This is a genomic window from Pseudomonas sp. GNP013 (assembly GCF_054343995.1).
Genome location: NZ_JBTGUT010000001.1, coordinates 20,356 through 36,945 on the forward strand (window position 1 = coordinate 20,356; position 16,590 = coordinate 36,945).

A 16,590-nucleotide genomic window follows, 5' to 3' on the forward strand; every position below is an offset into this window, starting at 1 on the left:
CGGCTGCTTTTGTGGCGAGGGGGCTTGCCCCCCCGTTCGACTGCGCAGCAGTCGCAAAATCAGCGCTGGAGTTCTATCTGAAAAGACTGTGCCGGGCTGGAATGGGGCTGCTTCGCAGCCCAGCGCGGGGCAAGCCCGCTCGCCACAGGGGGGCATTGCCCCCGGTTTTAGAACACCGAGGCGTAGTCGCCCAGCTCAACCTGTACCGATTTGATGCGGGTGAAGTTGTTCAGCGAGCTGATCCCGTTCTCGCGGCCCACACCCGATTGCTTGTAGCCGCCCACCGGCATCTTCGCGTCGGACTCGCCCCAGGCGTTGATCCAGCAGATGCCCGCTTCGAGTTGATGAATCACGCGGTGGGCGCGGTTCAGGTCCTTGGTCACAAGGCCAGCAGCCAGGCCGAAGTCGGTGTCGTTGGCGCGGCGGATCACTTCTTCTTCAGTCTCGTAGGTGAGCAGGCTCATTACCGGGCCGAAGATTTCTTCACGCACGATCACCATGTCGTCGGTGCAATCGCTGAACACAGTCGGGGCGACGTAGGCGCCTTTGGCCAGGTCGCCTTCGGTCATGCGCTCGCCGCCGCACAGCAGGCGTGCGCCTTGCTCTTTGCCCTTGGCGATGTAGCCGAGCACGCTTTCCATGTGGGCGAAGCTGACCAGCGGGCCGAAGTTGGTGTTTTCGTCCTGCGGGTCGCCGACGCGAATGCGCGCCACACGCTCAAGGATCTTGGCTTCGAACGCCGATTGCAGCTGCTTGGGCACGAACACACGGGTGCCGTTGGTGCACACCTGGCCGGAGCTGTAGAAGTTGGCCATCATTGCGATGTCGGCGGCGCGGTCCAGGTCGGCGTCTTCGAACACGATCAGCGGCGACTTGCCGCCCAGTTCCATGGTCACTTCTTTCAGCGAAGAGCTGGAAGCGCTGGCCATCACCTTCTTGCCGGTGTCGGTGCCGCCGGTGAACGAAACTTTCTCGATGCGCGGGTGCTCGGTGAGCCAGGTGCCGACTTCGCGGCCGCTGCCGGTGAGCACGTTGAACACGCCTGCCGGTACGCCGGCTTCGGTGTAGATCTCGGCCAGTTTCAGGGTGGTCAGCGAGGTGACTTCGCTGGGCTTGAAGATCATCGCGTTGCCGGCGGCCAGGGCCGGTGCGGATTTCCACAGGGCGATCTGGATCGGGTAGTTCCACGCGCCGATACCGGCCACCACGCCCAGCGGTTCGCGGCGGGTGTAGACGAACGAGGTGTCGCGCAGCGGAATCTGCTCGCCTTCGATGGCCGGCACCAGGCCTGCGTAGTATTCCAGCACGTCGGCGCCGGTGACGACGTCGACGAATTGGGTTTCGGAAAAGGCTTTACCGGTGTCCAGGGTTTCCAGGGCGGCCAGCTCGTCGTTGCGCTCGCGCAGGATATCGACGGCGCGACGCAGGATGCGCGAACGCTCCATGGCGGTCATCGCGGCCCAGATTTTCTGGCCTTTTTCGGCGCTGACCACGGCACGCTCGACGTCATCGAAGGTGGCGCGTTGCACGTGGGCGAGAACTTCACCGTTAGCCGGGTTGATGGCTTCAAAGGTGGCATCGCTGCCAGCGTCGCTGTAGCCGCCGTCAATGTAGAGTTTTTGCGTTTCGAAACGGGCCATAAAGTCCTCGCATGTGCATTAATGGGTTGGCGCGTTTGGGCAGTTGAGCGCGTGTTGGTGCGCTAGCTCGCCTGCTTGGCCAATTGGAAGTCCATGTATTCGTCAGCGATCCGCTGCGCCTGCGCCGTGTCGAAAGCGTCTCCCGAGAGGGCGCCGCGCAACCACAAACCGTCGATCAGGGCCGCCAGGCCGCGGGCTGCGCTGCGTGCTTCGGGCAGCGGCAGCACACGGCGGAACTGGCAGCACAGGTTGGAATACAGGCGGTGATCGTTGATCCGCTGCAACCTGTGCAATGACGGGTGGTGCATGCTGGCGGCCCAGAAGGCCAGCCAGGTTTTCATTGCCGGGCCACTGACCTGGCTGGCGTCGAAGTTGCCGCCGATGATCACCTGCAGGTGTGCACGGGGGCTGTCGTCTTCCAACGCCTGTCGGCGCTCCTGGACGCGCTCGATCAGCACGTTCATCAGGTAACGCATGGTTGCCGCGATCAGGCCGTTCTTGTCCTGAAAGTAGTGGCTGATGATGCCGTTCGACACCCCGGCCAGACGCGCGATCAGCGCAATGCTGGCGTCTGCCATGCCGACCTGGTCGATGGCCGTCAATGTGGCCTCGATCAACTGCTGGCGGCGTATGGGTTGCATACCGACCTTGGGCATGTTTCACCTCTTCCTTAGGCCGCTGATGGGCCAAATGCGGCCATCGGCTTGAGGGGCAGTCTATTTTGTTTTGATTGAACGTTCAATCAATAAAAAATCACAGGCTGGAATCGGCACAAAAAAAGTGGGAGGGGGCTTGCTCCCGATGGCAGGCTGCCAGCCACACCCTCTGTGGCTGATACACCGCTATCGGGAGCAAGCCCCCTCCCACTTTTTTTGTGCAGTGTCTGTCAGCCCAGGTTTTTGCCCAGCAGGGCGTGGTACAGCTCACTGTCTCCGAGGATGCCTACCACCTTGTGGTTGTCATGCAACACCAGCTTGTTGCCGGTCTGGTAGCGAATCTGCAACGCATCGCGCATGCCGATATTGGAATCCACCAGCGTCGGTACCCGCTCCAGGCTTTCCACGGCCTGGCCCGGCGCCCAGTTCTGCAGATTCATGACCACGCCGTTCTGCCGCGCGCCCTGGATGGTATTGCCTTCGGCCAGGTCCAGCCACGAGTCGCCGCCCGGGTCCAGGCACACAGAGCCGTTGACGCGCGTGCAGTTGTCCAGCGTGCGCATCAGGCTGCGGCCGCACAGCACGTTCAGCGGGTTGGTGTGCGCGACGAAGGTGCGCACGTAGTCATCGGCCGGGTTCAGCACGATCTCTTCGGGCACGCTGTACTGGATGATCTTGCCGTCCTTCATGATCGCGATGCGGCTGCCCAGTTTGAGCGCCTCATCCAGGTCGTGGCTGACGAACACGATGGTCTTGTTCAGCTTGCGCTGCAGTTCCAGCAGTTCATCCTGCAGGCCCTGGCGGATCAGCGGGTCGAGGGCGGAGAAAGGTTCGTCCATCAGCAGGATGTCGGCGTCCATCGCCAGCGCACGGGCCAGGCCCACACGTTGCTGCATGCCGCCCGACAGCTCGTCCGGCTTCTTGTTGCGCCATTGCGTCAGGCCCACCAGCTCGAGTTTTTCATCCACCAGCTTGCGTCGCTCTTTCTCCGGGCGACCCTGCATTTCCAGACCAAAGCTGATGTTTTCGCGCACCGTCAGCCAGGGCATCAGGGCGAACTTCTGGAACACCATGGCAATGCGCTGGGTGCGCATCATCTTAAGCTCGGCGGGTGTGCACGAGGCGATGTCGATCTGGCGGCCTTCATGCTCGACGAACAACTGGCCACGGCTCACGGTGTTGAGGCCGTTGATGCAGCGCAGCAGGCTCGACTTGCCGGAGCCCGACAGGCCCATCAGCACGCAGATTTCGCCTTTCTGGATATCCAGGCTGGCGTTTTCCACGCCGACGATCTGCCCGGTTTTTTTCAGAATCTCGTTACGGCTCATGCCCTGGTCCAGCAGCTTGAGCGCTTCGCGTGGGTCCTTGGAGAAGATCACGTCGACCTTGTCGAATCGGATAATGCTCATGCATCACCCCCTGCTTTGGCTTCGGGTTGTTTGCAGATGCGGTCGAGCATGATGGCCAGCAACACGATCGCCAGGCCCGCTTCAAAGCCCAGGGCGATATCGGCGGTGTTCAGTGCGTTGACCACCGGTTTGCCGAGGCCGTCGGCGCCCACCAGCGCGGCGATCACCACCATCGACAACGACAGCATGATGCATTGGGTAATACCGGCGGCAATGCTCGGCATGGCGTGGGGCAGTTCAATGCGCGAGAGCAACTGACGGCGCGAGCAGCCGAAGGCCTTGCCGGCGTCCATCAACTCTTGCGGTACATCGCGGATGCCCAGGTAGGTCAGCCGGATGGGCGCGGCAATCGCGAACACCACCGTGGAGATCAGGCCAGGCACCACACCCAGCCCGAAGAGGGTCAGGGTAGGGATGAGGTAGACGAAGGTCGGTACGGTCTGCATCAGATCGAGTACCGGCCGCATCATGGTGTAGAACATCGGCTTGTGCGCGGCAACAATGCCCAGCGGCACGCCGATGACCACGCAGACCAGGGTGGCGAACAGCACCTGCGCGAGGGTTTCCATGGTTTCCTGCCAGTACCCCAGGTTGAGGATCAGCAGGAAGGAGACGATGACGAAGACAGTCAGTCCCCATTTGCGTTGAATGAAGTGAGCCAGCAGCGCAATCAGACCGATCAATGCCAGTGGATTGAACCAGGTCAGCGCGAACGTCACGCCGTGGATCATCGTTTCCAGTGTCGATGCGATTGCGTCGAAGTAGTTGGCACCGTGTTCGGTCAACCATTCGACGAAGGCAGCGATGTACTGGCCTAGTGGGATTTTCTGTTCAGTCAGCATGGTAGTGAATGTCCACATGCGAAGGGGAAAACATCCCGGGCCAGCGCACCGGCCCGGGGTCAGCGGGGGTTATTTGGCGAGGTAAGCTTTAACGGCGTCGAGCCCGGGTTTGCCGTCGACGGTGGTGACACCGGCGAGCCAGGTATCGAGGACTTGCGGGTTGGCTTTCAGCCAGGCCTTGGCGGCGGCGTCGGGCTTCTGTTTGTCGTCCAGGACCTTGCCCATCAGGGTGCTTTCCATGTCGAGGCTGAACACCAGGTTTTTCAGCAACTGGCCCACGTTGCTGCATTCCTGGGTGTAGCCCTTGCGGGTGTTGGTGTAGATGGTGGCCTGGCCGTAGTTGGGGCCGAATGAATCATCCCCCCCGGTCAGGTATTTCATTTTGAAGCGGGTGTTCATCGGGTGCGGTTCCCAGCCAAGGAACACGATGGCCTTGTCGCGCCGGGCAGCGCGCTCCACCTGCGAAAGCATCCCGGCTTCGCTGGACTCGACGACTTTGAAACCGGCGGTCTTGAGGCCGAAGGCGTCTTTGTCGATCAAGGTCTGGATGGTGCGGTTGCCGTCGTTGCCAGGCTCGATGCCGTAGATCTTGCCGTCCAGCTCGTCCTTGAATTTGGCGATATCGGCGAAGTCTTTCAGGCCCTTGTTGTACAGCGCTTCCGGCACGGCCAGGGTGTACTTGGCGTTCTCCAGGTTGGCGCGTACGGTTTCCACGGTGCCGGCATCACGGTACTGCTTGATGTCGTTTTCCATGGTCGGCATCCAGTTGCCGAGGAAGATGTCCATGTTCTTGCCGTCGGCCAGCGACTTGTAGGTCACAGGTACCGAAATCATCGTGGTGCGCGGCTTGTAGCCCAGGCCCTTGAGGATTTCGCTGGTGGTCGCGGTGGTGACGGTAATGTCGGTCCAGCCGACATCGGAGAAGTTGACGGTCTTGCACTGTTCCGGTTCTGCAGCGTGAGTCATGACGGGCAGACTCAGCATGGCGGCCAACAACAACGAGGGTGAAGCTTTCATAGGGCTAGACTCCTGTGTTTTTTCTGGCGGCAATCGCCGCGCTTTATAGGTGTTGCGGTTGGAGCGTGCGATGCAGCTCTGGCACGGTGCCTTGCAAACGAGTCGGGACTGATCATGTACCAGTGAAAATCTGACGCCTACAGGGGGCGTCGTATCCAGTACAGGGAGGGTCGTATCCAGTATTGGTGACGTCGCTTACAGATTTTTCCCAAGGCAAAACCGCAGTTTTCAGCCTTGCGCACCGCAAAAAACGGCCAAAACAGGCGATTGCACGCAGGCGACGCTGGTGAGCATGGTTGCGTCGGTGTGAGACGCCGTGACGGCGGACAAAAGCCTGATGATGCCGCCATCTGGGCGATCTGAGCGTAGCAGCTCCCGGGTGTCCGATTTGTGTCCACCGAGGAGTTTCACGTTAATGGCTATCAGCGTTTTCGACCTGTTCAAGATCGGCATCGGGCCTTCGAGTTCTCACACCGTCGGCCCCATGCGCGCCGCGGCGTTGTTCGTTCAGACACTGCGTGAACGTGACCTGTTGGAACAGGTTTGCCGCGTCGAAGTTCAGCTGTACGGGTCATTGTCGGCCACCGGCATCGGTCACGGCAGCGACACCGCCACCATCATGGGCCTGATGGGCGAGTGGCCGGACGCGATTGATCCGTCGCAGATCGGCATCCGCATCAGCACCCTGCGCGAAACCGACACGCTGCTGCTCGACGGGCGTTTGCCGGTGCCCTTCGTGTGGGCGCGGGACATGCGCCTGCTCGACGAAAACCTGCCGTTTCACCCCAATGCCATGACCCTGGTGGTGTTTGACCAGCACGGCGAATTGCACCGCGGCACCTACTACTCGGTGGGTGGCGGCTTTGTGGTGGACGAGGCCCAGGCGCAAAGCGGCGTGGCCGACATGGACCGCACCGAGCTGCCCTATGATTTTTCCAGCGCGGCCGAGTTGTTGCAGTTGTGCAAGACCCACAACCTGCGCGTCGCCGAACTGATGCTGGCCAACGAAAAGGTGTGGCGCTCCGAAGAGGAAATCCGCAGCGGCCTGATGAAGCTCTGGCGCGCCATGCAGGATTGCGTGGAGCAGGGCCTCAAGCATGAAGGCATCCTCCCCGGCGGGCTGAATGTGCGGCGCCGTGCGGCCAGGTTGCACCGCAGCCTGCAAGAGCTGGGCAAACCGAATGTGATCGGCTCGACCCTGAGCGCCATGGAGTGGGTCAACCTGTTCGCCCTGGCGGTCAACGAAGAGAACGCCGCCGGCGGGCGCATGGTCACCGCCCCCACCAACGGCGCGGCAGGGATCATTCCGGCAGTGCTGCACTACTTCATGAAATTCAGCGAAGACGTCACCGAAGCCAACGTGGTCGACTACATGCTCGGCGCTGCGGCGGTGGGGATTCTGTGCAAGAAGAACGCGTCGATCTCCGGCGCCGAAGTCGGCTGCCAGGGCGAGGTGGGTTCTGCGTGCGCCATGGCCGCCGCCGGGCTGGCGGAGATTCTTGGCGCGACCCCGGAGCAACTGTGCAACGCCGCCGAAATCGGCCTGGAGCACAACCTTGGTCTGACCTGCGATCCGGTGGGTGGCCTGGTGCAGGTGCCGTGCATCGAGCGCAATGCGATTGCCGCAGTGAAAGCGATCAACGCCGCGCAAATGGCCCTGCGTGGCGATGGGCAGCACTTTATCTCCCTGGACCGGGTGATCCGCACCATGCGTGATACCGGCGCGGACATGCATGACAAGTACAAGGAAACGTCGCGCGGTGGCTTGGCGGTCAGCGCGGTTGAGTGCTGAGACCGAGTTGCCTGCATCGGCAGCAAGCCCCTCCCACATTTTGAATTGTGAATACCTTCAAATGTGGGAGGGGGGCTTGCTCCCGATAGCGGTCGCTCAGCTGACACTGCTCATAAAGTGAACACCCGGACCCAAAAGCGCCACCTTTTAGCGCGTCGCAAATAGATAAGTAGCTAGCGAACGACTTCCCCCTTAACGACCCGTCACCTGCGCATGGGGTGACAGACTACTCCTACGCCCGCAAAGCGCCTTCCCACAAGTGCTACCGATCTGCTCACCCCTTTTGAACGAGCGCCTTTTTCAGCCGTATCCCGTACTCCCTGCGTGGGCTTGTATAGACGCGTCAACAGGTCGTTTTCAGGATTTATTGAATAGGCATTCAAATTCAGGCACGGCATTTGCTCTAGCAATTCAAAGCCTCTCTTCTTTATGGATGAAGAGCGCAATAACAAGAGCCTCGCCTGAGGCCATCAACTGCTTTGTGTGAGGAGATACCGCGATGACGTCGTTCAACTCAGGGGCCCAACCCCAGAACCGTGCGCCTCAATCCATCGGCTTTTTGCTGCTGGACAATTTCACGCTGATTTCCCTGGCGTCGGCGGTGGAACCGCTGCGCATGGCCAATCAGCTGTCCGGTCGCGAACTGTATCGCTGGACCACCCTGAGTGCCGACGGCAGCCAGGTGTGGGCCAGCGACGGTCTGCAAATCACGCCCGATGCCTCCATGCACAAAGCCCCGGCCCTGGACACCGTCATTGTGTGCGGCGGCGTGGGCATCCAGCGCACCGTGACCCGTGAGCACGTGTCGTGGCTGCAGAGCCAGGCGCGCCAGTCGCGCCGCCTGGGTGCGGTGTGCACCGGCAGTTGGGCGCTGGCCTGTGCCGGTTTGCTCGACGGGTTCGATTGCAGCGTGCACTGGGAATGCCTGGCGTCGATGCAGGAAGCTTTCCCGCGCGTGGCCATGAGCACGCGCCTGTTCACCCTCGACCGCAACCGCTTCACCAGCTCCGGCGGCACCGCGCCGCTGGACATGATGCTGCACCTGATCAGCCGCGACCACGGCCGTGAATTGTCGGCGGCCATCTCCGAAATGTTCGTCTACGAACGCATCCGCAACGAACAGGATCACCAGCGCGTGCCACTCAAGCACATGCTCGGCACCAACCAGCCGAAGCTGCAGGAAATCGTCGCGTTGATGGAAGCCAACCTCGAAGAGCCGATCGACCTGGATGAACTGGCGGTGTACGTCGCCGTGTCGCGGCGCCAACTGGAGCGGCTGTTCCAGAAATACCTGCACTGCTCGCCGTCGCGCTATTACCTCAAACTGCGTCTGATCCGTGCGCGGCAGTTGCTCAAGCAAACGCCGATGTCGATCATCGAAGTGGCATCGGTGTGCGGGTTTGTGTCCACGCCGCATTTCTCCAAGTGCTACCGCGAATACTTCGGCATTCCGCCACGCGATGAACGCGTCGGCTCCAACACCACCCAGCAGGTGGCGATGCTACCGATTCCGCAGGCGCTGTTGTCGCCGTTGTCGGGGCCGATGTCGGCGTTGAGCCAGGCGCGCAATGAGTCGACGTTTGCCAGTGTAAGGCTGTAGACCGCGTCGCCTGTATCGGGAGCAAGCCCCCTCCCACATTTGAAGGTATTCACAATTCAAAATGTGGGAGGGGGCTTGCTCCCGATAGCGCCCTGTCAGGCGCCGGAATTCTGTTTGAATTGCATCAATGCCGGCAGCAACTGCCTGTCAATTGCCTGCCTCACCGCTGGCAGGATCGTCGCACTGCCGCCATACATCCGCTCAACCATCCTCTGGAGCGCCTTCGCCCGCTCGTCACTCAAACCGCGCACCGCACACTCGCAGGCCTGCTCGGCGCTGGCGCCGCTGGACACGTCGAAACCCAGCGAGCGCAGTTGGCTCAGCAGGTCATCCTGGTCAATCAAATCCGCGTGCATCATGACGTTTACCCTGGTTAACGGAGCTGGATTGACTCGGATTCTGGTAGCCCCCCGACCGCTCGGCAAGGGCAGAATGCCCGAATGCCTCGAATGGCTATGAGGGTGTCGTTTTGGGGGCAGGTGGCGAGCGCATGAACCGGCACACTGCACCCAGGCAAGCAGCTTGACGGTTTGGTCACCCTCGGGATGCATGGCTCACACAAGGCACCTCTGCCCCGATTCAGTCACGGCTGGATCGGGGCTTTTTTTGTCGGAAAACCGATCACCCGGCCCAGCAGGGCGGGCCTGGGGAGATCCTTCTGCCCGGCGCTGAGGGCCATGAGTCTTGCCAATGTGACCTCGCTGAACGGCGTCGCGTGCGGGCCGGCCAGGTCGACGTGCAACAGCATCTGCTCGTTGCCTGCCAACTCCTTCTCGTCGCCCACCCAATGCAGGCTGTGATAGAGGTGCAGGCGCTTGGCATCAAAGGCGATCAGTTGGGTGTGCACCTGCACCTCGGCGCCGAGTTTGACTTCGTGCAGGTAGTTCAGGTGCAGCTCCAGGGTGAACAACGAGTGGCCGCTGGCTTCGCGGTTGTCGCTGTCCAGGCCCAGGGTGTCCATCAGCGCGTCGGTGGCGTAGCTGAAAATCAGCAGGTAGAACGCATCGCGCAGATGACCGTTGTAGTCCACCCAGTCCTGTTGGATGTTGGTGGTATAGGTTTTCAGTACGGGCATGGGGTTTGTACTCGGTCAAAAATGTGGGAGCGGGCTTGCTCGCGAATGCGGTACATCAGTAGCAAATTAGTTGCCTGACACACCGCCTTCGCGAGCAAGCCCGCTCCCACATTGGGTTATTCGGCGAAGGTCATGCCGTGTTTTGCCTTGGTGCTCTTCACTGCTTCAAGCACTGCCAGCAGACAATCATCACGATAGCGCTCCAGCGCCGAAATGCTGTGTTTGCCCAACTGATCGCGGGTGCCATCGACCACATCGTCGATCAGCTTGTCAGTCAATTCCGGTGCGGGCAGGTAAGTCCACGGCAACTGCAACGCCGGGCCGAACTGTGCCATGAAGTGCCGCATACCGGCATCGCCGCCCGCCAGGGTGTAGGTGAGAAACGTGCCCATGAACGACCAGCGCAACCCCGCGCCAAAGCGAATCGCATCGTCGATCTCACCGGTGGTGGCCACGCCGTCATTCACCAGGTGCAACGCCTCCCGCCACAGCGCTTCGAGCAGTCGGTCGGCGATAAACCCGGGGACTTCCTTGCGCACATGCAGCGGGCGCATGCCGAGGGATTCGTACACTTTGATCGCTGCCTGGATGGCCTCGGGCGCGGTGTGCCGGCCGCCCACCACTTCCACCAGCGGCAGCAGATACACCGGGTTGAACGGGTGCCCGACCACGCAACGCTCCGGGTGGGTCGAGCCCTCGTAGAACTCACTCGGCAACAGGCCCGAAGTGCTGGAGCCGATCAAGGCGTTCGGCCTGGCTGCGGCGCTGATTTTGCTGTGCAATTCCAGCTTCAACTCCAGGCGTTCCGGGGCGCTTTCCTGGATGAAGTCGGCGTCTTTCACGCACTCTTCAATGGTTGGCACAAAGCGCAGGCGGCCCTGGGATGCACCGGGTGCCAGGCCTTGTTTTTCCAGGGCACCCCAGGCGTTGGCGACACGTTTGCGCAGGGCCGCTTCGGCACCGGGGGCCGGGTCCCAGGCCACCACATCGAGGCCGTGGGCCAGGGCGCGGGACACCCAGCCGCTGCCGATAACACCGCTGCCGAGGGCGGCGAAGGTTTTGATTTCAGTGATAAAACTCATGGCACATTCCTAAAGAGTTCGCTAATCCCTTGTGGGAGGGGGCTTGCTCCCGATGGCGATGGGTCAGTTGATGAATTTATTGGCTGACACACTGCTATCGGGAGCAAGCCCCCTCCCACATTCTTTAACCGCGTTTGGTCAGACCCATCTTGATTCGGCCCTCGGCGGGGCTGAGGACCCGCGCACCCAGGCGGCTGAGGATCTCGCTGGCGCGCTCCACCAACTGGCCATTGGTAGCAAGCACACCCTTGTCCAGCCACAGGTTGTCTTCCAGGCCCACCCGCACGTTGCCGCCCAGCAGCACCGCCTGCGCCGCCATCGGCATCTGCATGCGGCCGATGCCGAAGCCGGCCCACACCGCGTCGGTCGGCAGATTGTCGACCATGGCTTTCATGGTGGTAGTGTCGGCCGGCGCGCCCCAGGGGATGCCCAGGCACAGCTGAAACAGCGGGTTATCCAGCAGGCCTTCCTTGATCATCTGCCTGGCGAACCAGAGGTGGCCGGTGTCGAAAATTTCCAGCTCGGCTTTTACGCCCAGTTCCTGGATGCGTTTGGCGCCGGCCCGCAATTGCGCCGGGGTGGACACGTAAATGGTGTCGCCATCGCCGAAATTGAGGGTGCCGCAGTCCAGGGTGCAGATCTCCGGCAACAGTTCTTCGACGTGGGCCAGGCGGGTCAGCGGGCCGACCAGGTCGGTGGTGGGGCCGAATGCCATCGGGTTCTCGCCGCCGCCGATCTCCAGGTCACCGCCCATGCCGGCGGTGAGGTTGACGATGATGTCGATGTCGGCTTCGCGGATGCGCTCCATCACTTCGCGGTACAACGCCACGTCGCGGCTGAACTTGCCGGTGTCTGGATCACGTACGTGGCAGTGCACCACCGTGGCGCCGGCCTTGGCGGCCTCCACGGCAGCGGCGGCGATCTGTTTGGGGGTGACCGGCACGTGGGGGCTGCGGCTGGTCGTGTCGCCAGCACCGGTGAGTGCGCAGGTGATGATGACGTCGTGGTTCATGGGGCGGTTCCTTACAGGCGTGGTGGTGCCGCTCGCGGTCGAAAGCGACCGCGAAACAGTGATTGAAAACGGGTTATTTACCGGTCAGTTGCAGGTTGGCCGCAGCCGGTTTGCCGTCGAAGGTGGTCACACCTTCCAGCCAGCGTGCCTGGTCTTGCGGGTGGTCCTTGAGCCACTGCCGGGCGGATTCCAGGGCGTCCTTGTGATCCAGCAGCGGCTGCATCATCCGGCTCTCGTCGGCGGCGGTGAAGGTCAGGTTGGTCAGCAGCTTGTGCACGTTGGGGCACTGTTGGGCGTAGGTGGGCGAGGTGACGGTCCACACGCTTGCCATGCCCTCGTTCGGCCCCAGGGCGTCTTCGCTGCCGCCGAGGTAGGTCATCGCAATGTTGACGTTCATCGGGTGCGGCGCCCAGCCGAAGAACACCACGGCTTCCTTGCGTCGCACTGCGCGGTCGACGGCGGCGAGCATGCCGGCTTCACTGGATTCCACCAACTGGAACTTGCCCAGGCCGAACTGGTTCTTGGCGATCATCGCCTTGATCTGCGTGTTGGCGCCCGAGCCCGGCTCGATGCCGTAGATCTTGCCGCCCAGCTCCTTGTCGAACCTGGCGATGTCGGCAAAGGTTTTCAGGCCCTTGTCGGCCAGATAAGTCGGCACGGCGAGGGTGGCGCGGGCGTCTTCCAGGCTGGGTTTGTCGAGGACGTTGACTTGCCTGGCGTCGACGAATGGCGTGATGGTCTGGGTCATCAGCGGGTTCCAGTAGCCGAGGAACAGGTCCAGGCGCCGGTCGCGGATGCCGGCGAAGATGATTTGCTGGGAGGCGCTGGTCTGTTTGGTGGTGTAGCCGAGGCCGTCGAGCAACACTTGGGTCATGGCGCTGGTGGCGATGACGTCGGTCCAGTTCACCACGCCCATGCGCACGTTCTGGCAGGATGCCGCGTCGGCGGCCAGAGCGTTGGTGCTCAAAATAGCGCTGGCGCTGAGTGCAAGCACGCAGCGGCTGATCAGTCGGTTCATGGTGGATCCCTCGGCAGGTCGTTATTGTGGGGGCCGGCGTCTTTGTGCACCGTGACGCCACGTTACGGATCTTCGTCGAGCACAAAACGCACAGCGGCGACCGGCGCTTGCACTGCAGCGACCTGCCCCCTTGAATCCGCCCGACAACGGGAGTATCACAGTGCCACTTAGCCTGCCGACGAGAGCCCCACCATGTCTCAGGATTTCTACTTCTTGCTGATGCCGGGCTTCTCCGCCATTGGCTTCATCTCTGCGCTGGAACCGCTGCGAGTGGCCAACCGCTTTCGCGGCGAGCTGTACCGCTGGCACATACTGAGCGCCGACGGCGGTGCGGTGCTGGCGAGCAACGGCATGTCGGTCAACGCCGACGCTGCGCTGGAACCGCTGAACAAAGGCGCGACGCTGTTGGTGGTGGCCGGCTTCGAACCGCTGCAGTTCGCCACGCCTGCCCTGGAACACTGGCTGCGCCGCCTCGACCATGACGGCGTGACCCTGGGCGCCATTGACACCGGTGCCTGCGTGCTGGCCGAAGCCGGCCTGCTCGACGGCCACCGCGTGACCCTGCACTGGGAAGCCATCGATGCCTTCAAGGAGTCGTATCCGCACCTGAGCGTGACTCAGGAACTGTTCGAAATCGACCGTCGCCGCATCACCTGCGCCGGCGGCACCGCCTCCATCGACCTGATGCTCGACCTGATCGCTCAGGCCCACGGCCCCGACCTTGCGATCCAGGTCTCCGAACAGTTCGTGCTCGGCCGCATCCGCCCGCGCAAAGACCACCAGCGCATGCAGATCGCCACGCGCTACGGCATCAACAACAAGAAACTGGTGCAGGTCATCGGCGAGATGGAGCAGCACACCGAGCCGCCGCTGAGCACACTGGCCCTCGCCGAAGCGATCAAAGTGACGCGGCGCCAGCTGGAACGGCTGTTTCGCCTGCATTTGAACGACACGCCAAGCAACTTCTACCTTGGCCTGCGCCTGGAAAAAGCCCGGCAGCTGTTGCGCCAAAGCGGCATGAGCGTGCTGGAGGTGAGCATTGCGTGCGGGTTTGAGTCACCGTCGTATTTCACCCGGAGTTATCGGGCACGGTTTGCGAAATGCCCAAGGGAGGATCGGCGACGGGAGGTGGTTTGACGGCTGATTATAGTCAATTATACTCGTTACTATAATTTATAGTCCTTTCCATAATTGAGTATAAAAGCATGTCCAAGAACAGCGGCTTTGTGTTCCGCCGTCCCGACCTGGCAAGCAGCATTGCCGATGGCCTGGTGGGGGCCGGTATTCAGGATTTCACCTCTGGCCTGTTTCTCGCGGCGCCGCGTCGCACGGGCAAAAGTACTTTTTTGCGTGAGGACTTTGTTCCTGAATGCCAGGCGCGTGGTTGGCTGGCGGTGTATGTCGACCTGTGGGCCGACAAGGAAAAAGACCCCGCCGACCTGATCTCCAGCGCCATTGCCGGTGCCCTGGTGCCCTTTGCAAAGGGCATCCGCAAACTGGCCAAGAATATCGGCATTGAAAAGCTCAGCTTCCTGCGCACCTTGTCCTGGGATTTCACCAAGCCGCAATTGCCTGCAGGCGCGACACTGACGCAAGCGCTGGAGCTGCTTCACAGCGCTGCCGAGAAAACCGTCGTGCTGGTGATCGACGAAGCCCAGCACGCACTCACCACCGAAGCGGGTGTTAACGCGATGTTTGCCCTCAAGGCCGCCCGAGACCAGCTCAACCAAGGTCGTGAAGGCGAGGGCAGCGGGTTGCGCCTGGTGTTCACGGGGTCCAATCGCGACAAGCTTGCCCATCTGGTATTAGGTAAAAGCCAGCCGTTCTTCGGGTCCAGCATCACGCCATTTCCACTGCTGGGCAAAGCATTCACACAGGCCTACACCGTGTACCTTAACGGCCTTCTGGCCAAGACCAACCAGTTCAATGCGGCCGACATCGATGAAGCGTTCGAGCTGGTGGGTCGTCGCCCGGAAATGTTGCGCACCATTATTGGTGAGGTGGCATTGGAACTGGGGGAGGCAAGCAATCTCGGCCAACTGCTGCACAGTCGCGCCGAACTGCTGCGCGCCGGCGTTTGGACCGAATTCGAAAGTGCCTGGAACGCCCTCACCATTCCCCAGCGTGCGGTGCTGGAAGTGATGGTGGAGCGCTCCCAGAACAACGAACCGTTCGCGCCGTTTACCGATAGCACACTCACGGCGGTCAGCAAGGCACTGGAGGACATGGGCAGCGACGTGGTGCCTGGCACCCAGACCATTCAGGCCTGTATTGATGCCTTGCGTGACAAAGAGTTGGTGTGGAAGTCGAGTCGGGGTGGCTATGCTCTAGAGGACAAATCCTTCGGGGATTGGCTGCAGCACCGGCGCCGTACAATTGCCTGAAGAACACAGAGATCAAATGTGGGAGGGGGCTAGCCCCCGATAGCGGTGGGTCAGCAGCACATAAGTGATTGATACACCGCCATCGGGGGCTAGCCCCCTCCCACAGTAGATTTTGGTGTGGCTTATTTTTTCAGCAGTGCCGAACACGCCGCCTTGTACGCTTCATGCTGATACTTGTTCAGCGTCGCGGGCAGGTCAAAGGTGTGCTTCTTGTTCTGCGCATTGATGGTCTGCGGCGACAGCAGCGTCACCTCAACCCCGTCCAGCAACTGAAACACCCCTTCAATCTTGAACGTGGTCGGCCCACCGGCAAACTCACCTTTCTTGCTGCGCTTCTTGATCGCGATGCGGGTGATTGCGTTTGCCTGTACGAAGGCCTTCACCTGTGCGGCGAAGGCTTTGACGTTGGCGGCCTCATCGTCGTCTTCCAGGGCGATTTTCTTGGTGGACAGGGCCACATGGGTCAGCGCCTGGTTATCCAGTGAGGCCACCGCGATGATGGCTTCGCTGCCTTTGATTTCGATGCCGCAAATAGTCATGAATAGCCCTGGATAAGATCAAGTTGGCGCAGATTGTCGCTTATTCCTGGCCAATCGACTCCAAAAACTCCGACCGTTCATCACTCATCCGTGCCAGACAATCATTCTGCGCAATCGCATACGCTTTGCTGCCATTCACCGCCGGGAAGGTGTCCACGGCGCAGTCGGCGTCGCGCAGTTTTTCCCATTTTTGCTGGGCGTCCTTCAGACGGGCGGTAATGTCGGCCAGTTTGGTCTTGTCGCTGCCGTAGGTCGAACCCATGCGTTCCAGCAGGCCCTGATAGTTATCCTTGAGCAACTGATCAGCGGTGGTCTTGTTGTAGGTGGCGCAGGCGAGGGTCTGCTGGTCATTTTCGATGCCGTCGCACGGCGTGCTGTCGGTGTCTTCGGCGGCGTGGACGCCGGTTGCGATGAGTGCCAAAGCCAGGAAAATCGATTTCATTGCGCCGTCTCATATCAGGTGATGGCCGAATTCTGGCTCAAGCGTAAGACAAAGAACAGCCGCCAGTCAGGCATGTCTGTGC

At 61.3% G+C, this 16,590-nt stretch carries 16 protein-coding genes; 4 read left to right on the forward strand and 12 right to left on the reverse strand.

Annotated elements, in window-relative coordinates:
- Positions 1-167: 167 nt before the first annotated feature.
- The 5 genes from betB to ACXX81_RS00105 all read right to left on the reverse strand — a co-directional run bounded on the left by betB (position 168) and on the right by ACXX81_RS00105 (position 5,564).
- Positions 168-1,640 carry a betaine-aldehyde dehydrogenase gene (gene betB, locus ACXX81_RS00085; RefSeq protein ID WP_209985748.1) on the reverse strand — a complete coding sequence of 491 codons (1,473 nt, stop codon included), beginning with the start codon at positions 1,638-1,640 and terminating at the stop codon, positions 168-170.
- 62 nt (positions 1,641-1,702) lie between these two features.
- On the reverse strand, positions 1,703-2,296 hold the full coding sequence (gene betI, locus ACXX81_RS00090; protein WP_209985746.1) for a transcriptional regulator BetI: 594 nt from the start codon (positions 2,294-2,296) through the stop codon (positions 1,703-1,705).
- Between the two features lie 230 nt (positions 2,297-2,526).
- A complete protein-coding gene (gene choV / locus ACXX81_RS00095; RefSeq protein WP_209985743.1) occupies positions 2,527-3,705 on the reverse strand; it encodes a choline ABC transporter ATP-binding protein in 1,179 nt (392 codons plus the stop codon).
- Positions 3,702-4,547 (reverse strand): choline ABC transporter permease subunit, encoded by an 846-nt coding sequence (gene choW / locus ACXX81_RS00100; RefSeq protein ID WP_015373144.1) that lies wholly within the window; start codon positions 4,545-4,547, stop codon positions 3,702-3,704. Before choW ends, choV begins: the two co-directional genes overlap by 4 nt.
- A gap of 69 nt (positions 4,548-4,616) precedes the next feature.
- Positions 4,617-5,564 (reverse strand): choline ABC transporter substrate-binding protein, encoded by a 948-nt coding sequence (locus ACXX81_RS00105; RefSeq protein WP_060548166.1) that lies wholly within the window; start codon positions 5,562-5,564, stop codon positions 4,617-4,619.
- A 415-nt stretch (positions 5,565-5,979) separates the two neighbouring features.
- Between ACXX81_RS00105 and ACXX81_RS00110 the strand changes: the two genes are divergently transcribed.
- Together ACXX81_RS00110 and gbdR are read left to right on the forward strand one after the other, a co-directional pair.
- The gene (locus ACXX81_RS00110) at positions 5,980-7,356 is read left to right on the forward strand and encodes an L-serine ammonia-lyase (protein WP_458571030.1); all 1,377 of its coding nucleotides are present in this window, start codon (positions 5,980-5,982) and stop codon (positions 7,354-7,356) included.
- Positions 7,357-7,855: 499 nt separating this feature from the next.
- The gene (gene gbdR / locus ACXX81_RS00115) at positions 7,856-8,956 is read left to right on the forward strand and encodes a choline metabolism transcriptional regulator GbdR (RefSeq protein ID WP_209985736.1); all 1,101 of its coding nucleotides are present in this window, start codon (positions 7,856-7,858) and stop codon (positions 8,954-8,956) included.
- 95 nt (positions 8,957-9,051) lie between these two features.
- On the opposite strand, the gene ACXX81_RS00120 is transcribed toward gbdR, so the two are convergent.
- The 5 genes from ACXX81_RS00120 to ACXX81_RS00140 all read right to left on the reverse strand — a co-directional run bounded on the left by ACXX81_RS00120 (position 9,052) and on the right by ACXX81_RS00140 (position 13,143).
- A complete protein-coding gene (locus ACXX81_RS00120) occupies positions 9,052-9,315 on the reverse strand; it encodes a hypothetical protein (RefSeq protein WP_209985734.1) in 264 nt (87 codons plus the stop codon).
- 224 nt (positions 9,316-9,539) lie between these two features.
- Positions 9,540-10,031, reverse strand: coding sequence for a thioesterase family protein (locus ACXX81_RS00125; protein WP_458571031.1), 492 nt, complete (start codon positions 10,029-10,031; stop codon positions 9,540-9,542).
- A 116-nt stretch (positions 10,032-10,147) separates the two neighbouring features.
- Positions 10,148-11,113: an L-carnitine dehydrogenase gene (locus ACXX81_RS00130; RefSeq protein WP_231423506.1), complete on the reverse strand. Its 966-nt coding sequence runs from the start codon at positions 11,111-11,113 to the stop codon at positions 10,148-10,150.
- Positions 11,114-11,237: 124 nt separating this feature from the next.
- Complete coding sequence (gene cdhC / locus ACXX81_RS00135; RefSeq protein WP_458571032.1) at positions 11,238-12,125, reverse strand: 3-dehydrocarnitine:acetyl-CoA trimethylamine transferase CdhC; 888 nt, start codon at positions 12,123-12,125, stop codon at positions 11,238-11,240.
- A 73-nt stretch (positions 12,126-12,198) separates the two neighbouring features.
- The gene (locus ACXX81_RS00140) at positions 12,199-13,143 is read right to left on the reverse strand and encodes a choline ABC transporter substrate-binding protein (RefSeq protein WP_209985720.1); all 945 of its coding nucleotides are present in this window, start codon (positions 13,141-13,143) and stop codon (positions 12,199-12,201) included.
- Between the two features lie 192 nt (positions 13,144-13,335).
- Between ACXX81_RS00140 and ACXX81_RS00145 the strand changes: the two genes are divergently transcribed.
- On the forward strand, positions 13,336-14,280 hold the full coding sequence (locus ACXX81_RS00145) for a GlxA family transcriptional regulator (RefSeq protein WP_015373139.1): 945 nt from the start codon (positions 13,336-13,338) through the stop codon (positions 14,278-14,280).
- A gap of 68 nt (positions 14,281-14,348) precedes the next feature.
- On the forward strand, positions 14,349-15,527 hold the full coding sequence (locus ACXX81_RS00150) for an ATP-binding protein (RefSeq protein WP_458571033.1): 1,179 nt from the start codon (positions 14,349-14,351) through the stop codon (positions 15,525-15,527).
- A 122-nt stretch (positions 15,528-15,649) separates the two neighbouring features.
- Here ACXX81_RS00150 and ACXX81_RS00155 read toward each other — a convergent pair whose 3' ends face one another.
- A complete protein-coding gene (locus tag ACXX81_RS00155) occupies positions 15,650-16,066 on the reverse strand; it encodes a DUF3010 family protein (RefSeq protein WP_458571034.1) in 417 nt (138 codons plus the stop codon).
- A 40-nt stretch (positions 16,067-16,106) separates the two neighbouring features.
- Positions 16,107-16,508 carry a lysozyme inhibitor LprI family protein gene (locus ACXX81_RS00160; protein ID WP_458571035.1) on the reverse strand — a complete coding sequence of 134 codons (402 nt, stop codon included), beginning with the start codon at positions 16,506-16,508 and terminating at the stop codon, positions 16,107-16,109.
- Positions 16,509-16,590 lie beyond the last annotated feature (82 nt).

What these genes read in the sequence shown, in the direction of transcription:
- betI (WP_209985746.1), bottom strand. Translation starts at nt 2,296, where the DNA reads ATGCCCAAGGTCGGTATGCAACCCATACGCCGCCAGCAGTTGATCGAG.
- ACXX81_RS00130 (WP_231423506.1), bottom strand. Translation starts at nt 11,113, where the DNA reads ATGAGTTTTATCACTGAAATCAAAACCTTCGCCGCCCTCGGCAGCGGT.
- choW (WP_015373144.1), bottom strand. Translation starts at nt 4,547, where the DNA reads ATGCTGACTGAACAGAAAATCCCACTAGGCCAGTACATCGCTGCCTTC.
- betB (WP_209985748.1), bottom strand. Translation starts at nt 1,640, where the DNA reads ATGGCCCGTTTCGAAACGCAAAAACTCTACATTGACGGCGGCTACAGC.
- cdhC (WP_458571032.1), bottom strand. Translation starts at nt 12,125, where the DNA reads ATGAACCACGACGTCATCATCACCTGCGCACTCACCGGTGCTGGCGAC.
- ACXX81_RS00110 (WP_458571030.1), top strand. Translation starts at nt 5,980, where the DNA reads ATGGCTATCAGCGTTTTCGACCTGTTCAAGATCGGCATCGGGCCTTCG.
- ACXX81_RS00120 (WP_209985734.1), bottom strand. Translation starts at nt 9,315, where the DNA reads ATGATGCACGCGGATTTGATTGACCAGGATGACCTGCTGAGCCAACTG.
- ACXX81_RS00155 (WP_458571034.1), bottom strand. Translation starts at nt 16,066, where the DNA reads ATGACTATTTGCGGCATCGAAATCAAAGGCAGCGAAGCCATCATCGCG.
- ACXX81_RS00140 (WP_209985720.1), bottom strand. Translation starts at nt 13,143, where the DNA reads ATGAACCGACTGATCAGCCGCTGCGTGCTTGCACTCAGCGCCAGCGCT.
- ACXX81_RS00105 (WP_060548166.1), bottom strand. Translation starts at nt 5,564, where the DNA reads ATGAAAGCTTCACCCTCGTTGTTGTTGGCCGCCATGCTGAGTCTGCCC.
- gbdR (WP_209985736.1), top strand. Translation starts at nt 7,856, where the DNA reads ATGACGTCGTTCAACTCAGGGGCCCAACCCCAGAACCGTGCGCCTCAA.
- ACXX81_RS00125 (WP_458571031.1), bottom strand. Translation starts at nt 10,031, where the DNA reads ATGCCCGTACTGAAAACCTATACCACCAACATCCAACAGGACTGGGTG.
- ACXX81_RS00145 (WP_015373139.1), top strand. Translation starts at nt 13,336, where the DNA reads ATGTCTCAGGATTTCTACTTCTTGCTGATGCCGGGCTTCTCCGCCATT.
- ACXX81_RS00160 (WP_458571035.1), bottom strand. Translation starts at nt 16,508, where the DNA reads ATGAAATCGATTTTCCTGGCTTTGGCACTCATCGCAACCGGCGTCCAC.
- choV (WP_209985743.1), bottom strand. Translation starts at nt 3,705, where the DNA reads ATGAGCATTATCCGATTCGACAAGGTCGACGTGATCTTCTCCAAGGAC.
- ACXX81_RS00150 (WP_458571033.1), top strand. Translation starts at nt 14,349, where the DNA reads ATGTCCAAGAACAGCGGCTTTGTGTTCCGCCGTCCCGACCTGGCAAGC.